At 55.2% G+C, this 19,745-nt stretch carries 20 protein-coding genes; 18 read left to right on the top strand and 2 right to left on the bottom strand.

The window, feature by feature from the left end:
• From L9059_RS21870 to L9059_RS21885, 4 genes are all read left to right on the top strand, one after another.
• A partial coding sequence (locus L9059_RS21870; protein WP_247292983.1) for a LysR substrate-binding domain-containing protein occupies positions 1-625 on the top strand: 625 nt, incomplete at its 5' end.
• 167 nt (positions 626-792) lie between these two features.
• Positions 793-1,593: a GNAT family N-acetyltransferase gene (locus L9059_RS21875; protein WP_247292984.1), complete on the top strand. Its 801-nt coding sequence runs from the start codon at positions 793-795 to the stop codon at positions 1,591-1,593.
• A 619-nt stretch (positions 1,594-2,212) separates the two neighbouring features.
• On the top strand, positions 2,213-2,776 hold the full coding sequence (locus tag L9059_RS21880; protein WP_247292985.1) for a cysteine hydrolase family protein: 564 nt from the start codon (positions 2,213-2,215) through the stop codon (positions 2,774-2,776).
• Between the two features lie 134 nt (positions 2,777-2,910).
• Complete coding sequence (locus L9059_RS21885) at positions 2,911-3,858, top strand: helix-turn-helix domain-containing protein (protein ID WP_247292986.1); 948 nt, start codon at positions 2,911-2,913, stop codon at positions 3,856-3,858.
• 10 nt (positions 3,859-3,868) lie between these two features.
• Here L9059_RS21885 and L9059_RS21890 read toward each other — a convergent pair whose 3' ends face one another.
• Positions 3,869-4,279 carry a helix-turn-helix transcriptional regulator gene (locus tag L9059_RS21890; RefSeq protein WP_247292987.1) on the bottom strand — a complete coding sequence of 137 codons (411 nt, stop codon included), beginning with the start codon at positions 4,277-4,279 and terminating at the stop codon, positions 3,869-3,871.
• A gap of 245 nt (positions 4,280-4,524) precedes the next feature.
• Between L9059_RS21890 and L9059_RS21895 the strand changes: the two genes are divergently transcribed.
• The 3 genes from L9059_RS21895 to L9059_RS21905 all read left to right on the top strand — a co-directional run bounded on the left by L9059_RS21895 (position 4,525) and on the right by L9059_RS21905 (position 8,284).
• Entirely contained in the window at positions 4,525-5,556 is a 1,032-nt protein-coding gene (locus L9059_RS21895) for an SMP-30/gluconolactonase/LRE family protein (RefSeq protein WP_247292988.1), read from the top strand.
• Positions 5,557-5,807: 251 nt separating this feature from the next.
• Positions 5,808-6,632, top strand: coding sequence for an alpha/beta fold hydrolase (locus L9059_RS21900; RefSeq protein WP_247293066.1), 825 nt, complete (start codon positions 5,808-5,810; stop codon positions 6,630-6,632).
• A gap of 614 nt (positions 6,633-7,246) precedes the next feature.
• Positions 7,247-8,284, top strand: a complete 1,038-nt coding sequence (locus L9059_RS21905; RefSeq protein ID WP_247292989.1) for an NAD-dependent epimerase/dehydratase family protein — start codon at positions 7,247-7,249, stop codon at positions 8,282-8,284.
• Here the strand turns inward: L9059_RS21905 and L9059_RS21910 are convergent.
• Positions 8,166-8,606 carry a MerR family transcriptional regulator gene (locus L9059_RS21910; protein WP_247292990.1) on the bottom strand — a complete coding sequence of 147 codons (441 nt, stop codon included), beginning with the start codon at positions 8,604-8,606 and terminating at the stop codon, positions 8,166-8,168. The two genes, L9059_RS21905 and L9059_RS21910, sit on opposite strands and share 119 nt — an antisense overlap.
• 122 nt (positions 8,607-8,728) lie before the next feature.
• On the opposite strand from L9059_RS21910, the gene L9059_RS21915 reads away from it, so the two are divergent.
• The 11 genes from L9059_RS21915 to L9059_RS21965 all read left to right on the top strand — a co-directional run bounded on the left by L9059_RS21915 (position 8,729) and on the right by L9059_RS21965 (position 19,742).
• Entirely contained in the window at positions 8,729-9,868 is a 1,140-nt protein-coding gene (locus tag L9059_RS21915; protein ID WP_247292991.1) for a glycerate kinase, read from the top strand.
• 680 nt (positions 9,869-10,548) lie between these two features.
• Complete coding sequence (locus tag L9059_RS21920) at positions 10,549-11,547, top strand: ATP-grasp domain-containing protein (protein ID WP_247292992.1); 999 nt, start codon at positions 10,549-10,551, stop codon at positions 11,545-11,547.
• A gap of 72 nt (positions 11,548-11,619) precedes the next feature.
• Positions 11,620-12,759 (top strand): trypsin-like peptidase domain-containing protein, encoded by a 1,140-nt coding sequence (locus L9059_RS21925; protein WP_247292993.1) that lies wholly within the window; start codon positions 11,620-11,622, stop codon positions 12,757-12,759.
• Between the two features lie 60 nt (positions 12,760-12,819).
• Positions 12,820-13,947, top strand: coding sequence for a phosphoribosyltransferase domain-containing protein (locus L9059_RS21930; protein WP_247292994.1), 1,128 nt, complete (start codon positions 12,820-12,822; stop codon positions 13,945-13,947).
• Positions 13,937-14,692, top strand: coding sequence for an HAD family hydrolase (locus tag L9059_RS21935; RefSeq protein WP_247292995.1), 756 nt, complete (start codon positions 13,937-13,939; stop codon positions 14,690-14,692). The genes L9059_RS21930 and L9059_RS21935 overlap by 11 nt, the downstream gene beginning before the upstream one ends.
• Positions 14,689-15,786: a cysteine protease StiP family protein gene (locus L9059_RS21940; RefSeq protein WP_247292996.1), complete on the top strand. Its 1,098-nt coding sequence runs from the start codon at positions 14,689-14,691 to the stop codon at positions 15,784-15,786. Before L9059_RS21935 ends, L9059_RS21940 begins: the two co-directional genes overlap by 4 nt.
• On the top strand, positions 15,783-16,733 hold the full coding sequence (locus L9059_RS21945; protein WP_247292997.1) for an HpcH/HpaI aldolase/citrate lyase family protein: 951 nt from the start codon (positions 15,783-15,785) through the stop codon (positions 16,731-16,733). Before L9059_RS21940 ends, L9059_RS21945 begins: the two co-directional genes overlap by 4 nt.
• Positions 16,730-17,488, top strand: a complete 759-nt coding sequence (locus L9059_RS21950; RefSeq protein ID WP_247292998.1) for an HAD-IB family hydrolase — start codon at positions 16,730-16,732, stop codon at positions 17,486-17,488. The genes L9059_RS21945 and L9059_RS21950 overlap by 4 nt, the downstream gene beginning before the upstream one ends.
• 4 nt (positions 17,489-17,492) lie before the next feature.
• A complete protein-coding gene (locus tag L9059_RS21955; protein WP_247292999.1) occupies positions 17,493-18,077 on the top strand; it encodes a TerD family protein in 585 nt (194 codons plus the stop codon).
• Positions 18,077-19,246, top strand: a complete 1,170-nt coding sequence (locus L9059_RS21960; protein WP_247293000.1) for a TerD family protein — start codon at positions 18,077-18,079, stop codon at positions 19,244-19,246. Before L9059_RS21955 ends, L9059_RS21960 begins: the two co-directional genes overlap by 1 nt.
• 46 nt (positions 19,247-19,292) lie before the next feature.
• Positions 19,293-19,742: a tellurite resistance TerB family protein gene (locus L9059_RS21965; protein ID WP_247293001.1), complete on the top strand. Its 450-nt coding sequence runs from the start codon at positions 19,293-19,295 to the stop codon at positions 19,740-19,742.
• Positions 19,743-19,745: the final 3 nt, after the last annotated feature.

Consider the following 19,745-nt stretch of genomic DNA (forward strand, 5'->3'; position numbering starts at 1 on the left):
CGTGCCCCGGGGGCGATTGCGGGTCAGCGCCGCCCTTGGCCATGGGCGGCAGACCATCGTGCCTTTGGTGGCAGCATTCAGCGCGCGCTACCCGAACATCGTCGTCGACCTCACCCTTGGCGACGAAGTGGTCGACATTCTCGGCGGCCAGGCCGACGTGGCGGTACGCTTTGGCCATCTGCCCGACAGCCCGCTGACCGCGCGCAGGCTGGGCGACACCGGTGAGGTCGTGGTGGCATCGCCCGCGTATCTGCAGCGCCACGGCACCCCCCAGGAACCGGAAGACCTGCAACGCCACAACTGCCTAGGCTTCAACTTCCGGCGTGCCGAACCCAACTGGCCGTTCATCCGCGAAGGGAAAGAATTTTCCCTGAAGGTCAGCGGCAACATCGAATGCAGCAGTGGTGAAGCGCTGGCACAACTTGCGCGAGTCGGTGCCGGCATTGCGCGTATCGGCGAGTTCACCGTAAGCGAGGATTTACAGCGCGGCGACCTGATACCACTGCTGCAAGCCTGGAACCCGGGCGACCGGGAGCCGATTCATGCGGTGTTCGTAGGTGGCTCGGCCATGCCGGCGCGGGTGCGATTGTTTGTGGACTTTTTGCTGGAGCATCATCGGATCTAAGTGGTGGTGGCAGCTGAGCCTTCCGGGGGCGGGTGATGGTGTTCGCAGTGAGCAAGTAGTGACCAACGTAGTGTTGGGCGCCCTATCTACTGGTAGGTGTCGTTGCAGGTGCGTAGTGTTTGATTTACCGCTACCTTCCTTGGAAATCTTGCAAAAGGACTGTGCACATGGATGTTGGAATGGTTCATGCGATCGAGGCTGCAGAAAGCGAGTATTTGTGTTCACGCGTTGAGAGCTTGTCGCGGGTGAGTGGAAATCCTTTTGGTGCTCGTGTTTTTTTCAACGGGGCTTTTCCGTGCTTTCAAGTGAAGGCAACACCTAGTCCGATGTTCAATCGCATCTACGGTGATAACACCGGCAACCCTCAGTCACTGCTGAGCTTGCTCAAGGAATCAGCAGAGTATTCGACAGTAACGCCTCTTATCGGGAAGGCCTCGACGTTGGAGCAGTACGCTTTTGCGGGGGCGGAGCGATTGGAGCGCTTGAGAGGGTGGACGCACCTGCAGCTTGCGTGCTCGATCGAAGACGTGATCTTGAAACCCCTATCATTCGACATCGAAGAGGCCACTTCAAACTCTCTTCCGGAGTTCGCAGCTGTTCATGCGAGTGGCTTTCATACCACGCCAGAGCATCGTCAGTTGAGCCAGGCTTCGTTTGCAGGGCTGATGTCAAATGACCGTCTGAAAATCTACGTCCTTAAAGCGGATGGGCAGGTCGTTGCAGGAGCGTTGATGTACTTGGCCAGCAATGGAATTGCCTACCTTGGGACGGCTGCCACCCAAAAAAATGCGCGAGGCTTGGGCTACCATGGAGCCCTGATATCTCACCGGATAGAGCAAGCAAAGAAACACGGCAGCCTTGTGATCGCCGCAACAGCACTGCCCGGCTCGCAAAGTCGCCGTAATTTGCAGCGCGCAGGGCTAGTGATATCCCACGTTCAGGCGCTGTATCGGTTGGCGGATGGTTGAAATATGTCAGTGCAGGAGCGTCTTCTCTTGGCCGATGCCTCCAGTCGCGACGGAGCGCTTTCGATCGATTCTGTTGAAAAAGTCGGTCAGCCCAAACTACCTGACCACTGACTGGTGAAAACGCCTTTTTTGCACGCTGCTACGTGAAATCCGAGTCCGGAAGCCTCTTCCAAAAGTAAAGATTTCAATCTCGGACGCGTATTTTTCCGATGCGCAACCATGGCCGACTTTTTCAACAGAATCGATCCATACTTCTACCGCAACTCAATCCGGTGTTTCGCAATTCCTCTCAACAAACCGTAGGCTTAGATAGCCGAGTGGCACCGAGCCCATCACGATCAGAGTTTTTTTTGCGGGGGGCTTGGGAAGGCTGAGCACTGAGTGCATGCCTTCTAACACTGAAAAATTCCAGTGGTTTCGCAATACATCCAAAGAGGGGATGCGCATCACCCAAATAATTGCCGTTTTTACGTAGCCATCACCCTGGCAGTTCAGGAATATTTGCTCGTTCTTAAAGTGCTCGAACAATACCGAGCGGTGCAGCGCCGCCAGTAATCAAAATCGATAACACTGGCGATCAAATCGATGCCATCCGGCACCTGTTATTGGGAGAAAGATCATGAGCAATGGTGATTCGAACAAGAAAGCTCTGGTGGTCGTTGATATCCAGAACGACTACTTTCCAGGTGGCAGATGGGCACTTTCCCACGTCGAGGAAGCTGCCGCGCAGGCGGTGCGGGTGATTGACCGGTTCCGCGAGCGGGGTGATCTGGTGGTACATATCCGTCATGAGTTCAAGGACGAAAACGCGCCTTTTTTTCGCCCCGGCAGCGAGGGTGCTCAAATACACGACAGTGCGAAGAATCGCGAGGACGAGCCGGTGGTGCTCAAGCACTTCATCAATTCTTTTCGTGATACCGAACTGAAAGCTATCCTCGACCGGCATGGGATCAACGAAGTAGTTGTAGTCGGCAACATGAGCCACATGTGTGTGGATGCCATGACTCGCGCAGCCGTAGATTTCGGCTACACCACCACGGTGTTGCACGATGCGTGCGCGACGCTAGACCTTGAGTTCAACGGGGTCAAGGTTCCTGCCGCGCACGTGCATGCAGCATTCATGGCAGCGCTGAGCTTCGGTTATGCACCGGTCATCTCCACCTCGGACTACTTGAGCCGCTGACCCGTGGTGCCGAGCAGGCAGATGGGCGGCCTTGGGCGTCTGTCTGCCTTTCATTTTCGTAGTCTATGCTCATCACTTGGACCGATTAGGCATGGAGGCTGCTTTCCACTGTAGGGGATCAGTGAGGTGGGACGATGCAGTTGATCTGCTCGGAGTTCGACGAGTTCGAAGAGGCGCTATACGGGGTGCAAGGCCGGTATGTGCTGCGCACGCGGCAGCAGCGCGACTGGCAACTCAACGTCGTTGACCTGAACGGCGTGGCACTCATGAGTGGCCGCGAGGGTGCCGGCACTGTGTACACCGGCATTGGCCTGCCAGGTTACTTCAACATCTTCCTACCGCTCACGGGGCACGAGTCCACGGTGGTCGACGGTCATTCCTTCAACCGCCGACGAATTGGCTGGATGGTGCCCAATGCGATGTTCCACATCAACGCGAAGAGCCCGGCCAGTTGGCTTACCGTAGCGATGTCCTCCGAGTTAGTGCTCCGCTGGGCATCGGCACGAGAAGATGAGTTCGACTTTTGCGTTTTGCATCGCAACCTAGTCAGCAACGCCCAGCGCAATCTAGGTCCTTTGCTGTGGCTGGCACGTCGTCTGTTCCACATCGAGGCCCAAACCCCCGAGGTTCTGCATAGCCAGGAAGCTGAGGAGGCCGCTCGTCGGGAGGTGATGGATGTGGTGTTCCGCATGCTGCTGCCTGTCGATCCTCTAAACTCCGCACCACGGCACCATCGTGATCACCAAGAGATACTCAAGCGTGCGCTGATATTGCTGGATACTCTGGAGATCCATTCGGTTTACACCGAAGACATCTGTCAGGCGACGTGTGCCTCGGAGCGCACAGTACGCAATGTCTTCAACGAATACTTGGGCATGAGTCCGCATCGCTATCTGATGATTCGCCGCTTGCATGGGATTCGCAATGCTATCCGTCACGCTGGGCCCGAAGATACGATTACAAGCATATGCGCGCGCTTCGGCGTGTGGGACTTTGGTCGATTCGCCAGCCTATACCGCCAGTATTTTGGAGCGCTCCCGGCGCAATCACTGAAAGCCGCGAAGTCGTTGACTCATCCATAAGTGCTGACTCTCACAACAGCATACGCATCAGGGTTTTGCTTGGGTATTCGCCGAACAGCTTGTGGTAATCGGAGGCCATGCGGCCGCTGTCGGAAAAGCCGAATCGCAGGGCTATCTGGCTGACAGTCTCGCTATTCGGATTAGCTATCGACAGTGCTACGCGGACCAGGTGCAGCCGGCGGATGTGCAGGTAGCGATTGGGGCCGACGCAAAACACTTCCTTAAATATCGAGCGCAATGTACGTTCGCTGACACCCGCCTGGCGGCACAGCTCGGACAGGCGAATAGGTTGCTCGTCGTAGCGTTTCAGTAACTCCATCACCCTAGCGATTTTGGCTTGGCGCTTTGCTTGCTGCCAGCCGGCACGCGCCGTTGACGGCACAGTATTTTTAATCAAGAGCATGGCCAGAGGCTTATCCATTTCAACCTGCTATCAAGCTCGGTCAAGTTGGCAAAGATTCTCTCCATCTGGAGGACGGAACTACGTAAAACAGGCAAATTCGCCAGATATTCTCTTGGCGGCGTAGGGCTCTGATAATTGCTTGCAGCCGTTCAACTTGCCGAATTTACGTAGTTAGCACCTGATCAATTTGCGCATGCTTTGCCTGTCGAACCTGTAAGCAAATCCGCTTGATCGTCCGACTCACAGTAATGGGAGTGCCAGAAGTGAGCATAAGGCTCTGCATGGCCGTGGTGTTCGCCTTTTCCTTATTGCCGGTCGGCTTGCTCGAAGCGGCGCAGCCGGACGTGATGTACGGGCCGGTAAAACCTTTCGTCGAACTGCCTGAAGGTGTTCGTAACCCCGAGGGTTTGGCGGTGAATCCGCTGAATGGCGAAGTCTATATTGGCACATTTGACGTACGTGCTCCCGCGACATTGCGCAACAACCAGCTGCTGCGCTACTCAGCCGACGGCAAACTGCTTGCCCAGCGTCACTTTGGTCAGACGCCACTCACTGGCGTCGAATTCAAGGATGGCCAGATTTACATCCTGAATTTTGGTGGTTCGAAATTGCAGCGCATAGCTGCCGACTTCACGTCCGCAACCCCCGTCGAGGGTCTTTTGACATTCGTCGCGCTGACGCCCCCAGCGCCACCGCCGCACCACGTCGCTAATCCGGACGGCAGCCAGGATTTGATCACCTTTGATTCCAAGGGCATGCCCGGACCTAACGGTATGGTTTTCGATCGTCACGGCAACTTGTACATCTCCGACTCTTTTCAAGGCGCGATCTATCGCGTCGACAAGGCTACCTCGTGCGCGCCTTGCGCCTTATCAACCATCGCCCGTGATCCGTTGTTGGCCGCGACAGCCACATTGCCATTCGGCGCCAACGGGCTCGCGTTCAATGCCGACGAAACCTTGCTCTATATCAACAATGCTGGCGATGGTCGTGTGTTGCGAATGCTCATGCTCGGTGGGCCCGTGAGTGTCCTCGCGGAAAGTGTTTTCGGGGCCGATGGCTTGTTGTTTCACGATGGCTCTTTATGGGTGGCGTCTAATCAGTCTGATGCGATGGTCGCCCTCGACGAGCAGGGGCGGGTGAGGGCGCGTGTCGGGCAATTTCTGGGCATCGGCGCAGACGGTGCGCCCAAGGGATTGCTGTTTCCATCCGGCGGTGCGGTCCAGGGCAAACGGATGATCGTGGCCAACCTGGCTTTCCCGTTGACGGCTGCCAGCGGGGATGAGTGGGAATAGGAGGTCACGCGGTGGAATCTCGTGAGTTTCGAGATTCCACTGCTCGATAGGCAGTGAGGTTTAAGCCATGGCAACAGTTCGAGGACATCATGACAAAACGAAAATCCGACATTGATCAAGCCCGGCGCACGCTCCTCATGGGCAGCGCCGTCCTGGCGATTGGCTCCTGGCTGCCGAGCTTGAGCCTGGCGGCTTCGCAACCCGCTACACCCGCTTCCACCCAGAAAACCTCCAAGGGAGTGCGCAAAACCATGAGTACTTTTATCACCAAAGAAGGCGTAGACATTTATTACAAGGATTGGGGTAAAGGCCCGGTTGTGGTCTTCAGCCATGGCTGGCCGCTAGACGCGGACAGTTGGGAATCTCAGATGTTTCACCTGGCCTCTAACGGCTGTCGCTGCATCGCCCACGATCGGCGCGGTCATGGTCGCTCCAGCCAACCCTGGGACGGCAATGACATGGACCACTATGCGGATGATCTGGCGCAGTTGCTCGACCACCTTGATGTGAAGGACGCGACCCTGTTCGGTTTCTCCACGGGTGGAGGCGAGGTCGCGAGGTACATCGGTCGTCATGGCACCAAACGCGTGAAAAAGGCCGGGCTCATTTCCGCAGTACCACCCCTGATGATCAAAACCGAAGCCAATCCCGGTGGCTTGCCCATCAAAGTATTCGATGACATTCGCGCAGACTTTGTGGCCAACAGATCACAGTTGTTCATCGACATCCCGAGTGGTCCGTTCTTTGGCTACAACCGCCCAGGTGCGAAGCCATCGCAAGGGGTCATCAATGCGTGGTGGATGCAAGGCATGTTGGGTGGCCACAAAAATACTTACGACAGCATCAAGGCATTTTCGGAAACCGATTTCACCCAGGATCTGAAGACGTTCGATGTGCCAACACTGATCATCCATGGTGATGACGATCAGATCGTACCTATCGATGCGTCTGGCCGTGCTTCGGCCAAACTGATCAAGAACAGCCAATTGATCGTCTACGAAGGCGCTCCTCATGGCATTACCGACACCCATAAAGAACGGCTGAATGCCGACCTTCTGGCGTTTGTAAAATCCTGAGGAGCACATATCTGAAACGGCGCGTAGATCCATCGAAGCGCCTTAGTTGGAGGCCGTCTCATGTTGGGTATGACACCTTTCGGCATGCTGCATACCCATCCATTCAGTCCGCTCCCCCTGATGCGGCTCTAGCCCCATTTTGCTTCGACTTTTTTGGCTGCTAAGGAAGTGCAGCAACTTCTTATGCGATCATTTTCGCCCCAACGGTGGCGGTGGCGATAGGCAAAAGTTGGCCATTTCCTGTCGGTCGCCACCGGCAGCTTTTGACCCTTCTCTGCCGGTGATGGTTACAAATCGTGTTGGTCAATTCCGATGCAATCGGTGTTCAGAACGAATGCAAATGACTGGTCAGGTTGAATGCAAACGGGCGGCCAAGTGGAGTGCAATTTTGCAGTAGGCAACGACGCAAGTTCTTGTAGTTTTCAGGAGGTAAGCAGGCCGCTATTTAAACGGGTTCTGGAGGATGTTTAATCGGTAAAAACACTGAAACCCACACCAGTTTTTCAGCACGAAACTCAAATCCTCCGCGCCTTGACTCTGTCCCAAGGGACAGACTCTACGATCCTCCCAATCCTGAAAGAAAAACCCTTCACCGCCAGGAAAAAGGAGCTTCAATGAGCAAACTATGTCTCGTCACCGGCGCCAACGGTCACCTCGGCAACACCCTGGTCAGGGCACTACTCAACAAGGGCTACAAAGTCCGGGCCGGAGTGCGTGACATCACCCAAACGACGCCCTTTGTCGGCCTCGATTGCGAACTGGTCTACGCCGAGTTGCTGGACGGCCCCGCCATGCTCGAGGCACTCACCGGCGTAGACGTCTTGTTTCAAGCCGCGGCAGTTTTCAAGCACTGGGCCAAACACCCACAAACCGAGATTGTAGAGCCCAATGTGCGCGGCACACGTGTCGTGTTGCAGGCCGCGGCACGGGCAGGCGTCAAGCGTGTCGTCTATGTAAGTTCTGTCGCCGCGATCGGCCATGACGGCAGTGCAATGGATGAAACACACTGGAATGACGAGGCTGATAACGCCTATTACAAATCCAAGATTCTCTCCGAGCAAATGGCCTGGCGGACTGCCGCCGAACTGGGGCTGTGGATGGTGTCGGTGTTGCCCTCGGCGATGGTGGGGCCGAATGCAACGCAGCTAACCGACACCATGAGGTTTCTGGAGTCCGTCAGGCTGCGTCAGCTTCCGCTGGATCCGCGATTTTATTTCAATTTTGTGGACGTGCGGGACGTGGCGCAGGGTTTGATGCTGGCTGCTGAAAAGGGCCGGGCAGGGCAGCGCTATATTCTGGCGAATGAGCACTCATCGTCGCTCGTCGATCTGGTCGACGCCGCAAATTCACTGTGGCCGGGTTATCGCCAGCCACCGCGAGCCCCGCGCTGGCTGTTGGCCTGCCTCGCCTGGCTGCAGGAGCGGGCCGCGCAACTGACGGGCAAGCCTGCGCAGCTATTGGTCAGTCAGGTGCGGATGTTCCATGAAGTTCGGCAGGAGTACAGCCTCGTCAAGGCGAAGGCTGAGCTGGGATTCAACCCGCGACCGCCTGAGGAGGTGCTGCGGTCGGCGTTGGTTTATCTGGGCAGGCGATCAGCTCAGCCTTATCAGGAGCTGTCGCAGGACCGAACATTGAGTTCATCTCTTCCTTGAGTTCGAGCAAGTGCAGGTCCAGCGCCTGCAACTCAGTGATTTTTTCGTCTATTTGCTGGCGCTTGGCGTCGACGGCGTCGTTGGCTAGCGCCAATGGAAATGCCTTGAGCTGGTTCTTGGCGCTGATGAGCGGGCTCATCTCCGCCAGTTTGAAGCCGGCATTTTGCGCCTTGCGAATGAGGTGAACGATTTCCACGTGATGAGCGTTGTAGATCCGATAGCGACCTTGGCGTTGCGGCTCGTTGATCAAGCCCATCTGTTCATACAGCCGGATAGCTTTGGGTGTGCAGCCGGTCAAAGTGGCGAGTCGTCCGATGAACATGTTTAATTTATTTCCATTAAATGTACTCAATAATCTCAAGTATTGTGTACAAAAAATCGCTAATCCGGTACTAATCTCATGAGGTATTTTACACCTGGTCCGCCCACCGATTGAGAATAATTATGAAAATTGTGATTGCTCCAGATTCGTTCAAAGACAGCTTGAGTTCCGAGGGAGTGGCTGAAGCGATCGCATGCGGCCTTCTACAGGCACTCCCAAATGCCGAGCTGGTGCTTTGCCCTATGGCAGACGGCGGGGAAGGGACCGTTGACGCTATCCTCGCTGTAGTAAAGGGTGAAAGACGCGAGGCAAAAGTGCATGGGCCGTTGGGAGACGTTGTTACCGCTCGGTGGGCGTGGCTGCCCAACACCAAAACGGCGATCATCGAAATGGCCGAAGCTAGCGGCCTTCAACTAATACCCTTAGCAAGCCGTGACGCCTCCATTACCTCGTCTTTTGGTACTGGGCAACTGATTCTTGAAGCCGCGGATGCTGGTGCGAAAAAGATCATCCTGACTATCGGTGGCAGCGCGACAAATGATGGGGGGGCTGGAATGTTAAGCGCACTCGGGGCCGGTTTTTACGACATTGGAGGAAACGAACTTCCACCTGGCGGACTGGCATTGATGAGCTTGTCTCGCATCGAGCTCTCCGGTCTGGATCCGCGTCTCCGAGCAGTCCTCTTTGAGGTGGCTGCAGACGTCGACAACCCCTTGTGTGGCCCGCAGGGTGCATCGCATGTATTTGGTCGCCAGAAGGGAGCAAGTTGCGAGCAGGTGCAACTGCTGGATACTGCTTTGGCCCGCTTTGCCGACTGTAGTGCTTCTGTGCTCGACGAAGACGTACGCGACATTGCTGGTGCAGGAGCTGCCGGTGGCATGGGGTTCGCGGCCAGGGCATTTCTTGGTGCTAATTTTCGGCCCGGCGTCGAAGTCGTCGCAGAGTTAGTTGGTCTTTCGGAAAAGATTAAAGGGGCGGATCTGGTGATCACTGGTGAAGGCCGCTGTGATGCTCAAACGCTGAGGGGTAAAACCCCCATCGGAGTAGCACGCATAGCGCGTGAGCATGATGTGCCGGTTTTGCTTCTCGCCGGCACCCTAGGTGAAGGATATGAGGCACTTTACGACCACTCGATTACCGCCGCCTTTGCTTTAGTTTCCGGTCCAATGACTCTCGCGGATGCCTGCTCACAAGCGCCTCGACTGCTGCAGGAGCGCGCACGCGATATTGCACTTCTTTGGCGTACAGCCTCTAAGAGGTAGAGGCTCACTCGGGAAACGTGAGGAGATGTCTTCGACATGAGCAGCTATGGGGGGCGTGGAGCTCGTTTTTGATCAAATTCTCGCTTCGATTCGCCACGCTCCCACCCATCAAATCCTTTGATTGTTCACCGCGGCGTTTAGTCAGCGCCCGCTGTGGCATGCGAGGTGCTATATGGAAACCTACTCAGCATAGCGGGTGCAACATGGTGGTCATATCTGCTTCTGGTCGAGCGACGGGGCAGAGACTGGAACCGCAGGACCATTTTTAGGTGTGTAGGTTTTCATATGTTGAAATGGTTTGCTGGTGGACTGTTGATTTAATTACCCAGCAGAATAGGAATAGTAGAGCTGCTTTTCGTATTCATATTTATTAGAGCTCAATGGGCTTGTGCCACAACAAGTCTTGACTACACAGCCTTTTCGCTGTTGCTTCGCCCTGACATTTATCCACCGATTCAGGTCTCAAATGCTAATTTTCTCACAGGGCAAAGTCGGAACAGCCTGCGGCCACTCAGGTTTGTTATCCAGCTTGCTTGATACACGGTGTTGAAATCGTTAGTGAATTTTTGCCCTGAGGCTTTACCTGGAGACGTTATTTTCCAGTCCTACAATCGGAATTTGTCAGCGTCGATATACAAACAAATGCTGCTAACAGAGCGCATCACTCAGCGAGGCAATTTATGATCTGGTTTCTTGAAGGGCAATCCAGCCAGCGTGACGTAATTATCGGTGCGCGCGAGGCGTTGCCGGTAGAAGTGAAAATTTTTGCTTCACATCGCCAGGACCGTCCTGAGATTACCTCACTAGCTGACTTCAGTTTCATGGAACCTAAAGAGAATGAAGAGCGAATTGAGTGGGTCATCGCTACTGCTCTGGCTCACAATATCAAGGTCATAGTAGCAGGACGTGTCGGCAACGTTTTCGAGCAGGCTCGCGCACGATTTGAACAAGCGGCGCTTGTGCTTGTCACCGGTGGCAGGTCCATGTCCACGTTCGACAGGGTTGATGACAAGAGCCGATTCACCGCTGAAGCAGAGCAAGCTGGCTTGGCCTGCGTGCCTGGCATCACTGCTGTGAACGCCGAAGAGATGTTCGCAGCTTACGAGACCATATCGGCAATTGGTGAGGTATGCGTTAAACCTGCGGTAGGTATTTATGGCCAGGGATTCTGGCGTTTCAAAGCGGACGCTGATCCGTTTCGTTGCTTTGCAGACCCAGACGCACGAGAGACTAACTTCGAAATGTACATGCGCGCTTACTGCGCGGGTGACACCCCGGCACCTATGCTCATGATGCCTTACATGGTTGGCAGTGAGTGCTCCATTGATATGGTTTGCGAATCGGGGAGGGCAGTTGCTTTTGTCAGCCGTCGAAAAGAGGGCGCGTTTCAGAGTTTTGATCGCGAAGGGCCCGCTGTTGAACTTGCGCTCAAAGCTGCTGAACATTTCGGCTGTGATGGCATTGTGAATGTGCAGACCAGAGACGACGCGTTTGGGAAACCGCATTTATTGGAAATCAACCCGCGCTACTCAGGTGGTATCGGCTACACCCGTGCTACAGGCACCAATTTGCCGGGTATTTTTGCTGCCCGACGGCTGGGCCTACCTGAGCCGAAGACCATCTGGCGGCCGAACGTTCGCGTGAAAGGTATCACGGTTGCGGCTGTAGCATCATTCTGATACTGCCTGTATGTTGTTGATACGATTCTGCATTTGTTGTTTAGATGCGAGTAGTCAAGGAGAAGTCAAGGAATGATGGTGCTGGCGCTTGGCGCAAACACCGCAATATCTAGCGCACGGAGTGAATGGACTCTGGAATGCGGCAAGTCCTCGGCATTCGGGGACTATGCTGCGGTCGCGATATTGCCGGTCGACGATAAACGACGTCCCACAGGCGAGCCCGCGCTGTTCCAAACTGTCCATGGTTGGATGGAATGGAGTGGAGACAAGGACAAAGTCGGCTGTAAGTTGAATCTGGCATCGCTGCCCGAAGGTAGTGATCGCGTTCTGCTCATGGTCTACACCTACTCCGCTGTCGGCCCGGTGAGCGACCTTCGGACTTTGCGTTTGCAGGTAGATGGCCAAATCGATTACAGCTTGGATCTTGGCGAAAACGGCGAGTCGGCGATCATCATCGGCGAGTTCTACAGCCGTAATCAACAATGGAAGTTTCGTGGGCTGGCCGAAGGCTCAGCCTATGGCCTTGCCGCGTTTGGCCGCCGCATCGGGCTGGAAATCAATGATGCTCACCCTAAGGCGCGGACAAGCCCGTCCGATGTTGACCGTCCCGCTAATGGTGCAACAGGCACCTGCTTCGCAATTTCCCCCAGTCACGTTTTAACCTGCGCTCACGTAGTTGAAGGCATGCAGGAAATTTACATATCTTCCTTCGAAGGGCGTTTTCGCGCCGAGCCCGTGGTGGTTGATCGACGAAATGACATAGCGCTTCTCAGGGTGCTGGAATCCCCGGCCCTGAACCCTGTGACCTTTAGAGAAGGATTTGGCTGCGACCTGGGCGAAAGTGTAGTCGCTTTGGGCTTCCCACTCTCCGGTTTTGCGGGGGGGGGTGTGCAGGTGACTCAGGGTGGAGTTTCAGGATTGTTCGGGTTGCATAACGATGCAAGCCTGTTTCAGTTTACAGCCCCCATTCAACCTGGCTCCAGTGGTAGCCCGCTGTTCGACTGCACAGGAGGGGTTGTCGGCTTGGTAACTTCAACAGTGCAAGACGCGCAGAACATGAACTTTGCCATTAAGGCTTCGCTCCTCCTGTCATTCCTTGAGGCTTGCCGCGTCGATTCCAGAAAAACGCCTACTGGAAAAACTTTTACAACGGCTGAGCTGGCGCGTGATGTTCAGTCGTCTCTGTGGCGTGTCGAAGCCCGGAATTTCTGACCTCTAATTTGACTTGAAAACCTGCGGGTTTGACCTCACGCATACCTAGGAATGTTGTTCATGGAAAGTAACGCAGGTACACAAGCGCTCAGCGCGCAACTGATGCGCGGAATGCTCGAAGTGAAAGTAGATGGATCACTCATCGCCCCGAACTCTTTGTTCGGCTTTGCCGAGCGTCACAATCCGAAGCGTGCGTTTTTGTTCGTGTCCAAAGTACTGGGCCGTCATATCCCCGTACGCCCATCTGTTATGAATGTAAGTTTCGAAAGCCTGGCAGCGGAAATTCCAGCAAATTTGCCCGGTCCGGTGCTCGTGATCGGGATGGCGGAGACAGCCGTTGGCTTGGGCGCTGGCGTTCATAGAGCCTTCAGTGCTACTCGCCCTGACACGGTTTATTTGGTCAGTACCCGACACCCGACGGGTACCGAGCTCTTCACACGCTTTGAAGAGGAGCACAGCCACGCCAGTGCTCACTTGATACATTTGCCAGTCGATCTTGATGTTCGGGAAATGATGCTCAATGCCCGTTCGTTGGTATTGGTAGACGACGAAGCCTCTACCGGAAAAACGTTTATCAATCTGCACCGTGCGTTGGTTGATGCTGGGCTGACCCAGGTTGAGCAAGTCGTGACTTGCGTGCTGACGGATTGGTCCCGCGATGCTGTCCGCAACACCATTGGCGCATCCGCGCACCAGGTTTCTTTGTTGCAGGGTTCCTACGAATTCCATGAGGACGTAGAGGCTCCATTGCCGGTGATGCCATCGGTTGGCACCGTCGCAGCAGGCGAGTGGCCGCTTTCCCCTAAAAATGATTGGGGCCGTCTTGGTGTTCGCGAAGTTGAAGACAGCCTGGCGCCCGACCTGCAGATCAAGGAGGGAGAACGCATTCTCGTAGTTGGTACCAGTGAGTTTGTATGGCGTCCATTCCTGCTTGCTGAACGACTGGAACGTTTGGGGGGCGATGTGCATTTCAGCTCTACAAGTCGTTCCCCGATCGCCTTGGGCCACGCCATCGGTCACGCCCTTTCATTCTCGGACAACTATGGCCTCGGCATTCCTAATTACCTCTACAACGTGCGCCCGGGTCAATTCGATCGTGTGCTGATCTGTGCGGAAACACCGGCACAAGCAGTCCCCGCCGAACTTGTTGAAGCCTTGAACGCGGAGGTAATTGTCGATGGTCAATAATCGTCCATTGGTCTTGGCCGACCTCGACGACACTCTGTTCCAGACTGCACGCAAAATGAAGGAGGGTACACCACGTCATCCCGCAACCTTCGACATTGAAGGTCAGCCAAACGGATATATGAGTTCCGTCCAAAAATCCCTTTTCGAATGGTTGCTGTCTTCGACAGATGTTGTGCCCGTTACAGCTCGTAGTATCGAGGCATTCCGTCGGGTGAGGCTTCCGTTTGCCCACGGCGCTGTCTGTTCCCATGGCGGCGTGATTCTCGGTCCCGATGGAAAGCTCGATCAGGAATGGCAATCACACATGAGCGTAGTTTTAGTCGACTTCCAGCGCCGACTACCGGAGTTGAGCGCCGAGACGCTGGCTATCGGCAAAGCGCTCGGCATCTCATTGCGCGGTTGGGTGGTTGAAGAGGAAGGTCTGCGCAACTACGTGGTGACCAAGCATAACGAATCCAATGATGACGTCTTGGAAACAGTGCTGGAAGAAGTCCGGGCCCGGGGTCTATTGGATGGTATGCACATCCACACGAACAGCAACAATCTCGCCTTTTTGCCGACGGGGTTGTCCAAGAAGGCAGCTGTCCAGGAACTGCTGCGCCGCGATCGTGAGATCAATGGTGACCGGCCAGTGCTTGGCTTTGGCGACAGCATTACTGACCTCGGTTTCATGGATGAATGCCATATGTGGGCGACTCCGGCGCGCAGCCAACTGGCCAGGTTAGTTGGAGATCAAACGGAATGACTCTCCCCATGGCTGACCTGAACACTGTGGGTAGCGGTAGCTATCTTCCCAACGACGTCCACTTCCTGCTGCAGCCTGTGCGGATGGAGGTAACAGACCTCGAAGAGAAGGAGCGCCTGATTCAATCGAAGCAGAAGCACTACTCCGAGATGATCAGCCTGGAGACTGCACCAACTGACGTCCACAAGGCACTCTATGAGCGCTCGCTCCAACAAAACGGTGTCCGCATGGCCACTGATGTTCAGGCTCTCGCTTTGGCCTTGAATAAGGACTGTACCGGCCATGCGATTGTTCTGGTTTCATTCGTTCGTGCCGGACTGCCGCTGGGTGTATTGCTGCGTCGTGCACTGATCGACATGGGTCGCGACGCTCACCATTACGGCATCAGCATCGTTCGTGATCGAGGCATCGACACCGTAGCGCTTGAAGCGATCGTCAAGGCGCATGGCGCTGAGAACATCGTCTTCGTCGACGGCTGGACCGGTAAGGGTGCAATCTCTGGCGAGATTCAACGGTGCCTCAATGGAGACTCTCGGTTTCCGCTAGCTCCGCGCCTGGTTGTTCTGGCGGACCCATGCGGTCGAGCCTGGCTATGCGCCTCAGCCGAAGACTGGGTCATTCCATCCGGCATTCTTGGGGCCACCGTGTCGGGTCTGGTTTCACGTTCAATCTGGCCTGCCAATGGGGGCCTCCATGGCTGTGTCGTGTACGACCATTTGCAAATGCACGATGTGACCCGCGATTTCATCGAGCGCCTTGAAACTCATCGCAAAGCGCTGGGTACTGTCGCACCTGCTACGCCTTGGACTTACAGCGAGCAACTCGAACTCCAAGCCGCAGCCCGGCATGTGATTGAGTCGTTGGCCGCTCGTTTTGACATTACCAATCTAAATCGGGTTAAGCCGGGCATTGCTGAGGCAACACGTGCAGTGTTGCGCCGCGTTCCTGACCATGTACTGGTTCGCGATCGTAGCGATAGCGACGTGCAGCTATTAATGCACCTGACTGAAAGTGCCGGCGTTCCTGTCGAGGAGGTTGGCGACGCGTTGGGGCCTTACAGAGCAGTGACCATCATTCGGAGTGTGAGCGGATGAAGATCCTATCGCCCTGTGCGCTGGGTGCGACTCTCTACATGCCTGCAACTCGGGTAGATCTGCTGGATGTGGTTTTCCGTGGCAAGTTACCGGAGCTGCGTTCTTTGGTGGTTTGTCTCGAAGACGCTGTAGCAGCCATCGATGTAGAAACGGCACTGAGCAACCTTCATGTCCTGCTATCGGCGATCAACGACCGTGGTGGTCGCCCGGCGGACGGCCCTTTGCTGTTCGTTCGACCCCGAGACTCGGGGATGGCGGCGGTGCTGAATGATTGGCCGTTGATGAAGCACGTCGATGGGTTCGTAGTTCCGAAGTTAACGTTGCGAAATCTCGGCGCCTGGGAGCAGGCGGTGACTAATCCTGAACTGTTCCTGATGCCAACACTGGAGACCGCTGACGTATTCAATCCGGTCGCGATGGTCGAGTTGGGCCAAGCCCTCAAGGCAAACCTGAATCACCGAATAATTGCCTTGCGCATAGGCGGAAACGATCTAATGGGCGGCCTGGGGCTTCGACGTAATCCAGCAACGACTCTCTACAGCACTCCTATGGGATACGTCATTCCGATGTTGGCCGGAGTTATGGGATCGCAGGGTTTTGCTCTCACTGCGCCTGTCTTTGAGCAACTCGCCACTCCGAATTTGCTGAGTGAGGAGTTGGAGCTCGACATTGCTCATGGACTTGTTGGTAAAACGGCAATTCATCCCAGCCAAATCAGCATTATTCAGGACATGCTGCGGGTGAGTCTCGAGGATCTCAACAGCGCGAAATTGATTCTCAGCGATATCGCCCCAGCCGTATTCAAGCACAACGACGTGATGTGTGAGCCTGCAACCCATTTCAAATGGGCGGTGAAAATCCTTGAACGCGCTGAGTGGCACGGTGTACGGCAACCCGATGCAGTGCACGGCGACGCACCGATTCGTTTGGCCGAGGTGGCTCGATGAAAGAGAAAGTGCTTGGGCTTGAGACTCGAGGGGAAAAAGTGCTGTCGGTTTTTGACTTTGACGGAACTCTTACTCGGCATGACAGTTTTGTCCCATTTCTGAAGTTTGCTTTTGGACGTCGTGAGTTTAGCCGGCGTGTATTGATGCTTGCGTTACCAAGCATTAGTTTCCTCGCCCGGCGAATGACGCGTGACGAGCTCAAATCACGATTGGTCAGCACTTTCCTGACCGGTGTTGACGCTGAATGGGTGAGCAAAAAAGCTGTGGATTTCTGCGCAGTGTCTTGGTTTCAGCTTATGCGGCCCTCCGGGTTGAGTTCGGTCGTCGCCGAGCTTGAGTCGGGCTCAGAGGTGACGCTCTGTTCTGCATCTCCGGCTCTAATTCTTAAACCATTCGCTGATCGCTTGGGCATCAAATTAATCGGTACCGAGTTGGAGGTAGTCGCCGGCGTTTTAACCGGGCGAATTGCCGGCAACAACTGCAGGTGCGAAAACAAGGTACTAAGGCTTGAAGCAGTGTATGGACCTTTGACCCAATACCGATTGAGGGCATGGGGAGATACACGTGGAGACTATGAATTGCTAAGCGCAGCGCAAGAAGCTCACTGGCGATACTTTCATCCTGCGTGGCGCCGTCTGCGGCTGCGGGGAGCCATTGGCGTTAAACCAGGCGTGGGCGTCGCTGCTCATACCAACCAGCAAATAGCGGTCAAATTCGATCGCGACGCGAATACTGACGATCAACAAGGAGCGTAACAAGATGGCACTTACCCTGAGCAAACAACAAACCATCTCTCTGGAAAAAACGGCCGGTAGCGCTTTGACCAGTATCGGTCTCGGCCTGGGTTGGGACGCGGCGAAGTCCGGCTTCCTGGGCAAGTTGATGGGCAATGGAGGGGAGATCGATCTGGACGCTTCCTGCATTCTCCTGGATGGCAGCCTGAAACCCATTGACCTGGTGTGGTTCAGGCAGCTCCAGTCGCGCGATGGTTCGATCCAACATTCTGGTGACAATCGGACCGGTGATGGCGACGGTGATGACGAGACTATTCGTGTGGATCTCCAGCGCCTCCCTGCCAGCGTTCAGCACTTGGTGTTTACGGTGAACAGCTTCACTGGCCAAAACTTCGAGAAAGTGGAAAACGCTTACTGCCGTATTGTGAATGCCGCCAACAACTCGGAACTTGCCCGCTTCAACCTTTCAGAGCGTGGTCGCCACACCGGCATAGTCATGGCCAGCCTGTCGCGGCAGAACGGCGGTTGGGACTTCAAAGCAATCGGCACGACCACCAACGGTCGGACTGCGGACGACTTGGTGAGCCTCGCTGTACAGGCGCTCAGCTAATGCCGGCCCTCGTACCTGGTGGAAACGCGCCGGTTGCCAGCGGCCAGCTTCGAGTTGATGTCAATTACTCTCCAATCCCGGGGGCAGATATAGATGTTTCTGCTTTCATTCTCGGTGCCTCGGGCAAGGTTCGTGGCGATTCGGACATGTGTTTCTACGGCCAAACAAGCATCTTGGGTGGCGCTGTGCAACTCACTGAGTCGTCTTCCGGCCGCGCTGTGTTTACGTTGGATCTGAGCCGTCTGGAAGCTGTGATTGAGAAAGTGGCTTTGACCGCTACGATCGACGAAAACAAAGCCAGCTTCGAACGCGTATCGCAACTGTCGGTTGCCGTGTCTGGTGGGATTGAAGCTCAGATCCCAACTAGCGGCATGAAGGAAACCGCGCTCATCCTTGGCGAATTTTATCGTCGTCAGGGTGAGTGGAAATTCCGGTGTGTTGGACAGGGCTTTAACGGCGGGCTTGAACCATTGGCCAAGAATTTCGGTGTCGACGTGGCTGCCCCTGCCCCTGCGCCTGCTCCAGTAGTTGCGCCGCCGGCACCAACTGTACCTCCAGCTGCGAAGCCGACGATCAGCCTGACCAAAATCACCCTCGACAAGACTCGTTCGACGATCAGTCTTGAAAAGACTGCTGCAGGATTTGGTGAAATCAAGGTCAACTTGAACTGGAACAAAGGGAAGAGCGGTGGTTTCTTCAAATCCAGTAAATCCATCGACTTGGACGTAGGTTGTCTCTTTGAGATGCAGGACGGCTACAAAGGCGTTGTTCAAGCCCTGGGCAACTCGTTCGGCAGTTTGAAAAGTGAACCGTATATCCAGCTGATGGGTGACGACCGCACGGGTTCAGTTGACGGTGGTGAATGGCTGCACATCAACGGGCAGCAGTGGAATGAGGTCAAGCGCATCTTGGTCTTTGCTTTCATCTACGAAGGGGCTCCCAACTGGAAGGAAACCGACGGTGTCGTGACGATATTCATTCCTGGCCAGCCCGAGATTGAGGTTCGCCTCAACGAAGAAGGCGGCCGTGAAGGAATGTGTGCCATTGCGATGCTTGAAAATGATAAAGGCGCCGTGAAGGTCTCCCGGCGTGTCGACTTCCATCGGGGTCACTCGCAGTTGGACAAGGCTTACAGCTGGGGCATGAGTTGGCGAGCTGGCTCTAAATAAATTATTCGGCGGGGTCCTTTGGCCCCGCTCTCTGAGGAAGACCCAAATGCTTTCATGGCTTAAAAACAACGTGGCTGCTGCCCGTGACAAATTATCTACTGAGGTGACGAAGTACAAAAATACCAACTTTATGAACGCCATGACGGCGAACTGCGCGCTAATCGCCGCAGCGTCCGGAGGCGTGTCGGCTGCTGAAAAGCAGAAAATGGCAGCCTTCATCAGCCAGTCGCCTGAGTTGAAAGTCTTCGACATGGCGGACGTAATCAAATCGTTCACGGCTCACTGCGAAAAATTCGAATTTGATTTCCAGATTGGTCAAGCCGAAGCGCTGAAGATTATCAGCAAGATCAAAAATGATCCCGGTGCGGCCCGCCTGCTGGTTCGCGTTGGGTGCGCTATTGGTGCCTCGGATGGTGATTTCGACGCTGAAGAAAAGGCCGCGTGTCGCCTGGTGTGCGCCGAGCTGGATCTGAACCCAGCTGACTTCGATCTTTAAGGA

Source organism: Pseudomonas violetae (assembly GCF_023072615.1).
Classification (GTDB): domain Bacteria; phylum Pseudomonadota; class Gammaproteobacteria; order Pseudomonadales; family Pseudomonadaceae; genus Aquipseudomonas; species Aquipseudomonas violetae.